Annotated in this window: 6 protein-coding genes; 4 read left to right on the forward strand and 2 right to left on the reverse strand. The window is 43.3% G+C overall.

Features of this window, described 5'->3' with window-relative positions:
- Nucleotides 1–343 precede the first annotated feature (343 nt).
- The 3 genes from BM195_RS17855 to BM195_RS17865 all read left to right on the forward strand — a co-directional run bounded on the left by BM195_RS17855 (nucleotide 344) and on the right by BM195_RS17865 (nucleotide 3711).
- On the forward strand, nucleotides 344–535 hold the full coding sequence (locus BM195_RS17855) for a hypothetical protein (protein WP_090241660.1): 192 nt from the start codon (nucleotides 344–346) through the stop codon (nucleotides 533–535).
- A gap of 142 nt (nucleotides 536–677) precedes the next feature.
- Nucleotides 678–1682 carry an ABC transporter substrate-binding protein gene (locus BM195_RS17860; protein WP_090241663.1) on the forward strand — a complete coding sequence of 335 codons (1005 nt, stop codon included), beginning with the start codon at nucleotides 678–680 and terminating at the stop codon, nucleotides 1680–1682.
- A gap of 4 nt (nucleotides 1683–1686) precedes the next feature.
- Complete coding sequence (locus BM195_RS17865; protein WP_090241665.1) at nucleotides 1687–3711, forward strand: iron ABC transporter permease; 2025 nt, start codon at nucleotides 1687–1689, stop codon at nucleotides 3709–3711.
- Nucleotides 3712–3809: 98 nt separating this feature from the next.
- Here the strand turns inward: BM195_RS17865 and BM195_RS17870 are convergent, their stop codons facing one another.
- Complete coding sequence (locus BM195_RS17870) at nucleotides 3810–5765, reverse strand: aconitate hydratase (protein ID WP_090241669.1); 1956 nt, start codon at nucleotides 5763–5765, stop codon at nucleotides 3810–3812.
- Nucleotides 5766–5973: 208 nt separating this feature from the next.
- A complete protein-coding gene (locus tag BM195_RS17875; RefSeq protein ID WP_090241672.1) occupies nucleotides 5974–6510 on the reverse strand; it encodes a YceI family protein in 537 nt (178 codons plus the stop codon).
- A 165-nt stretch (nucleotides 6511–6675) separates the two neighbouring features.
- Here BM195_RS17875 and BM195_RS17880 point away from each other — a divergent pair, with 165 nt between their 5' ends.
- Nucleotides 6676–7134, forward strand: coding sequence for a DUF6884 domain-containing protein (locus BM195_RS17880; protein ID WP_090241676.1), 459 nt, complete (start codon nucleotides 6676–6678; stop codon nucleotides 7132–7134).
- The last annotated feature ends 91 nt before the right edge of the window (nucleotides 7135–7225 follow it).

The raw sequence follows: 7225 nt of genomic DNA on the forward strand, positions 1-7225 counted from the left end.
TCTAAAAACGCCGGCTAACTGCCCGTAAAGGTCCGATGCTGTTCAACTAGCATTCAGCGTAGAAGCCCGTTCCGCTGAATGCAGTTTCACTTTATTTAATCATTATGTTTGGTTAAACTTTAGGTGGGGAGGGGAATGGTCATGGATGTGTTGAATGTGAATGAACTTTTTTAAGATAATATGCCATCGGAATATAAAGAAGAGCTTGAGGAGCTTGTAGAAGAATTCGAACGAGTCACTTACCCGAATGTACTGCATAAATCAGCGTTGCTGCGCTCAGAAAGTGATCTGTGCTGGAGATCACTGACAAGCCAAAAATGTAAAAGCCATCTGTTATTTAGAAATGGCGAAGTTAAACAAGCAGCTTCCATCATTTCCAGTAGCCGCCAATCATTATGAAGAGGCCATCGAACAACTTGAACTGGCAAAAGACCAGGAATTATTGGAAAATGCTCTTGCCGATGTCATTGCTTTTTTTTATCATATTGTTATCAAAGGAAAAAGCGGGCATATAAAAATTAATTTGTTCAATTAACGAGTGATTAAAAATTATCTTGACAGTGATTGTTACCCCAAGTAATATAATAATTGATAATGAGAATCTTTATCAATTATTATTTATTCGCTACATAAATGAAAAATCTTATGTCGATCACACGAAGGAGAGAAGTGAAGTCATGAAAAAACTAACAATTGTGCTCTTATTCATGTTATTATCATTTTTAGCAGCATGCGGGGGCAATGATCAGGATGATCAAGAAATTGATGAAAATGTAGAGGGCGCTGAAAACAATCAACGTACGGTAACGGTGGAAGATGCAATGGGAGAACAAACGATTGAAGGCACACCGGAAAATATTGTGTCATTGGAATGGTCCTATGCAGAGGATCTGCTTGCGCTTGGTGTTCAGCCGGCTGGGGTTGCTGATCTTGATGGATTTCATCAATGGGTGAATATTGATCAGGAATTTGATGAAAGTGTTGAAGATGTCGGTACTCGGCAGGAACCAAATCTTGAGGCCATAAGAAGGCAGAATCCAGATTTGATTATCGCTGTTCAATTCCGTCATGAACAGTATTTGAATCAATTAAAAGAAATTGCGCCCGTTGTTATGTTTGCGCCTTATGGAGAGGAAGCTATTCAGGATCATTATGGGAATATGATAAACGAATTGGAAACAGTTGCCAAAATTGTGGATAAGCAGGAGGAAGCTGAACAGGTTATCGCTGATTTGAATACATTTATTGAAGAACAAAAGGAGCGTATTGCGGACGCTGGGCTGGAAGGATCAGAATTTATTGCTACACAGGCATTCACGTCACAAAACACACCAACATTGAGGTTGTTTACGGATAATTCAATGGTTGGGAAAGTCATGAATAAACTCGGGTTTGAGAATGTATATCAGACAGATGAACCAGAAGTGTACGGATACAGTGAAGTAACGCTGGAAGCACTGCAGCATTTCCAGGATAAAGAAGATTTGCAATTTCTGTATATTGTTCAGGAAGATGACAATATAATTGAGTCAGATTTCAAAGGCAACCCAGCCTGGGAGAATTTGAGCTATGTAGAAAATGGCAACACTCACCGATTACCTGATGATACTTGGACATTCGGTGGTGTCCTGTCAAATCAGGTGTTAGCAAAACAGTTGACCGATGCTATGTTAAAAGAGTGATTGGATGACGAGCGGTTTACGAAATATAATAATTGCGGTTCTCACCTTTGGAGGTGGAACCGCCCTTTTGTGCATCTTAACATTAATACATATTAATCAGGGAAATGTGTCCATTTCCGTTGGTACGGTAATTGATGCAATACTTTCCCCTGAAAATAATCTAGAACATCATACGGTTCGCATTTTAAGAATGCCCAGGGCTATGATGGGGATTATGGCCGGTGGTGCACTGGCTGTTGCCGGAGTTGTCCTGCAGACAGTCACAAAAAATCCACTGTCATCGGCAAGTACACTGGGAATTCACTCCGGTACATATTTTGCTGTTGTTTTCAGTACAGTGTTCTTTCCGGCAGCGTTAATTGGAAATGGCATTATCGCTGCGTTTGTCGGCGGCATCTTGACATTTCTGATTGTGTTTGTGTTGTCAGGCGGAAACAGGACATCACCAGTCCGTATGGTATTGGCCGGAATGATTGTAACGTTTTTATTTTCATCTTTGACGAGCGTCCTGCAGATTTTTTATGAGAATGAAACAGCAGGATTGTTTTTATGGGGTTCAGGTACACTTGTGCAAAATGACTGGAGCGGTGTCCGATTTTCATTGCCGGTCGTGGCATTCGGACTAATCGTTATTTTAGTCATGTCTTTTAGAATGGACACGCTTACGTTGGGAGACGATGTAGCAACTGCGCTGGGACAGAATGTGCATCTTGTTAAGTTTGTATCGATTACAGCAGCTGTACTGCTGACGTCTGTTACGGTTAGTGTCGTTGGTCCGATCGGATTTGTCGGGCTTGTGGCACCACATATTATCAAGCTGATCGGTTATCGCAGGCACCTGCCGCTTATTATTGCGTCATTTATCTGGGGCGGCAATGTGCTATTATTTGCGGATGTGTTGGCACGTGTGATTGATCCGTCATTTTCCGAGCTGCCTGTAGGTGCGGTTACTGCGCTTATCGGTGCACCTTGGCTTATTTACCTGGTACTGCGGATGAAACGGTTTAAATACGGCGATGAAAATACATCTGTCATTGCCGGGAAATCATCTGCAAGTTTGTCAATAAAAGTCGTTATTCCTGTATTGTTCATCATTATCTTACTGACGATGTTTATCAGTCTGGCATCCGGGAATTATGGTTTTGAACCTGTTTTGTTTTGGCATGCACTATTTGGACAGTCAGATGACTTTATGCTTGGTCTAGTGATGGATTTACGATTGCCGCGGGCATTGGTTGCTTTGATCAGTGGTATGGTTCTTGCAGTCAGCGGACTTGTTTTCCAAGGTGTACTACGCAATCCATTGGCTGATCCGTCTGTTATCGGTATTACTTCAGGAGCCGGCGTTGGTGCTCTGCTGACCATGTATGTGTTCGGTGTAGCAGCTGTTTGGATTCCATTCGGGGCTATGATTGGATCTATTCTATTTTTCGTGTTTGTCATGCTGATGGCCACCCGCGCGCAATTTCAGCCAACAATTTTGGCATTGCTCGGAATTGCCGTATCTGCATTTGGACAGGCGATTATTCAAATATTGGTCGTTCAGGCGGATATGAATGTGGCATCCGCATTAACGTGGCTGTCTGGAACAACATATGCCAGAGGCTGGTCGGAGTTATTGAATTACTTAATTTGGCCTGTTGTCATTTTGCTTCCATTGTTAATGGTGCGGATTCGTGATCTCGATACATTATCATTGGGAGATGATACGGCTAAAGGTCTAGGGCTGAAAGTGATGCCTGTCCGGTTTCAACTGGCATTATTGGCAACATTGCTGGCAGCATTCAGTGTAGCTGCAGTGGGTACAATCGGATTTATCGGCTTGATCGCGCCGCATCTGTCCCGATTGCTCGTCGGACCTTCCAACCAGCGTCTGCTGCCGGTTACGATGCTGGTAGGTGGTGCGTTGCTAGTTATGGCTGACATGTTGAGCCGTACGCTGCTTGCGCCAAATGAAATCCCATCCGGAATACTCGTCGCCATTATCGGGGCACCATATTTTCTCTGGCTGATGCGTAGACGGGCGTAGGAATGCCATGTTAATGTGTGCGTAATCCAGGCGTGAACATTAGAAAAAAACCCGTCTGTCCTACTTAAAAGAACGGACGGGTTTTAATTTATTGTTTTTCAGTTTAAACCGTCTTGTCTCGCTTTTATCCAATTAATCAGTCCGCCGCTCAGGATAACATCGCGCTGGCGTTCGGACAGATGATGTTCGGCCGTTATAGTATCACCTTGATCGGCCAGTTTCAGCTTGATGTAATCGCTATTTTTCACTTGATTGCGTAAATCTCTGAATTGAAGCACTTCCCCTTTTTCAAGTTTTTCGTAATCCTCTTCGTTGGTGAACTTAAGTGGAAGAACACCAAAGTTGACAAGGTTTTGCCAATGGATGCGGGCAAAATCTTTCACAAGTACAACACGCAGCCCAAGGTAACGGGGGGCAAGGGCGGCGTGCTCACGGCTTGATCCCTGGCCATAGTTAAATCCGCCGACAATCGTATGGCCGGTTTTTTCTTTCGTATCCACTGCCCGGTCAACATATGTCGGGTCTACATCCTCATAGGTGAACTTGCTGATTTCAGGCAGATTGCTGCGGTAGGGCAGTACACGTGCCCCACCAGCAAGAATTTCATCAGTGGATATGTTGTCACCAACTTTTAATAAAACTGGTACTTCCAGTATATCCGGCAAAGAATCCATCTCCGGAATCGAAGCGATGTTCGGACCTTTTACAAGCTTAGTTTTTTGTGCTTCATCCTTTGGCAACGGTTGTTCCAGCAGGCGGTCATCCACATTAGGTTCACTTGGATCACAGATTTCCGGATAAGAAAAGCTAACTGTCCGGGGATCAGTAATTTCACCGGTCAATGCGGATACTGCTGCTGTTTCCGGACTGGATAAAAAGACACTGTCTTCTTTTGTACCAGATCTGCCTGGGAAGTTTCGCGGTGTTGTCCGCAAGCTGTTTCGTCCTGATGCCGGTGCCTGCCCCATGCCAATACAGCCGTTGCATCCTGCCTGATGAAGTCTTGCACCTGATTGCAGCAGGCTTGCAATATGCATCTCTTTTACCAGATTAGTGAGCATTTGCCTGGATGTCGGATTGATATCAAACGATACGCCATTTGCGATATTGCGATTATTAACAATTTCGGCTGCTATAGCAAAATCACGGTGTCCCGGATTTGCAGATGACCCAATGTAAGATTGATAGATAGGGGTACCAGCAAGTTCTCTGGCTGGAACGACGTTACCCGGACTGGAAGGTTTGGCAACTAACGGTTCCAATTCTGAAAGATGGATTGCTTCATGTATATCATATGTTGCTCCATCATCTGCTGTCAGTTCAACCCAATCGTTCTCACGATTTTGAGCGGCTAAAAACCGTTTGATTTCGTTGTCTGACGGAAAAACGGTTGCTGTTGCGCCAAGTTCAGCTCCCATATTGGCAATCACATGGCGATCCATAGCTGATAAGTTATCAAGTCCTGGTCCATAATACTCGATAATTTTTCCAACACCGCCTTTTACATCATGTCGCCTGAGCATTTCTAAGATAACATCTTTTGCACTTACCCAGTCAGGCAGTTTTCCAGTCAATTTCACACCCATCACCTGGGGCATTTTAATGTAAATTGGTTCACCGGCAATGGCCATCGCAACGTCAATACCACCTGCGCCCATTGCAAGCATTCCCATACATCCATTGGCACAGGTGTGACTGTCAGAACCCAGCAGTGTTTTTCCTGGTACAGCCAAGCGCTGCATGTGAACAGGGTGACTCACGCCATGTCCGGGTCTGGAAAAATAAAGCCCGAACCGCTGTGCTGCACTTTCCAGAAATAGATGATCATCAGGGTTCTTACTGTCCTCCTGGATGAGATTATGGTCAACATATTGGGCAGATGCTTCTGTTTTGGCATAGTCAAGCCCCATTGCTTCAAGCTCAAGCATGACCATTGTTCCTGTTGCATCCTGTGTTAAAGTCTGATCAATTCGGAGGCCAATTTCCGCGCCGGGCTCCATTTCTCCTGATACAAGATGATCTTTGATCAGTTTTTCAGTTACATTTAATGCCAATGTTGATCCTCCTTTGAAAATATAAGTCTATAAGATTACATTCCTCAAAAATGGAGAAATCAAACAAAGAGGGGGAGATAATATTTGTTTACTTCCTGAAATCCCGATTGTGATAGTTACTGAGGCTAGGAGGCTAATTCCCATACACCTCCAAAAACACAAATAGATGCCACCCGTCATGGGTGACATCTATTATTCTCGATAGGCATTATTCAGCTTTATGGGCTTCGATCTCGAAGTTGATTTTCACTTCATCTCCAACCAGTACGCCGCCTGTTTCAACAGCAGCATTCCAGGTCAGACCGAAGTCCTTACGGTTGATGGTTGTTTCACCACTGAATCCGGCAACCATGTTACCGCTCATCGGATCTTTGCTTTGTCCTTCAAATACAACATTAAATGTAACCGGCTTTGTTGTGCCAACAAGTGTTAAGTCACCTGTCACATCATAGTTGTTATCAGATTTTTTCTCAATATCTGTTGCAGTAAATGTCGCTTTTGGATGGTTCTCGACATCAAAGAAATCTGCTGAACGTAAATGATCATCACGGTCTTTATTTCGGGTGTCAATACTGGATACATCAATAGTTGCTTCGACTTTTGAATCTGTCAGATCATCCGGATCAGCTTCAATGACAGCATCAAATTCATTGAACGTTCCTTTTGCTTTCGAAATCATCATATGTTTGACGCTAAATCCTACTTCACTGTGTACTGTGTCAACATTCCAGGCTGTTTTTGCCATGTAAATCCCTCCAATAGTTACTTTGTGTAACTAAGTATAAAATTATAAATAAATGATGTCAAGTAATTTTATATTACTTATTTTGAATTAAAGATATTTACCCGGATGTGTCTTTTCCTAAACATTAGAAAATGCTATACTAATACTGGATTTGGAGTGAAAGATATGCGTGAGTTAAGCATTATCCCATGCGGCAGGAAAAAAATCTGGGATAAGTATCCTGAACTGGGGGCGGTACCGGCAAAAGACGCATACATTGGCACATTGCACCAACGCTCTCGGCAGTATGCGGAATTGTTTACGGACAAGTGGGTGATCTTGTCTGCCAAACATGGTTTTTTGTTTGCGGACGATATTGTTGACGGGCAGTATGATGTCACGTTTAACCAAAAAAGTGATGAAATCATAACGTTTGATACATTAATCAGGCAAGTAAAGGAAAAGCAGCTGGACCAGTTTGACAATCTTGTTGTGCTCACAGGGAAAAAATATAAGCCCATTATTAACGGGACTTTCACAAGTGACATCGACAGAACATTTCCATTATTGCAGTATCGTGGTATCGGCTACATACTGCAGGCACTGAAGCAAGCAGTGGAAACAAAGACACCCATTCATCAATAAAGTGAAACTTCATTCAGCGGAACGTATTTTTCCACTGAATGTTAGTTGAACCGAATCGGACCTTTACAGGCAGTTAATTCCTGTAGAACGC

The sequence above is a fragment of the Lentibacillus halodurans genome, from assembly GCF_900112045.1.
GTDB classification, from domain to species: Bacteria; Bacillota; Bacilli; order Bacillales; family Amphibacillaceae; genus Lentibacillus; species Lentibacillus halodurans.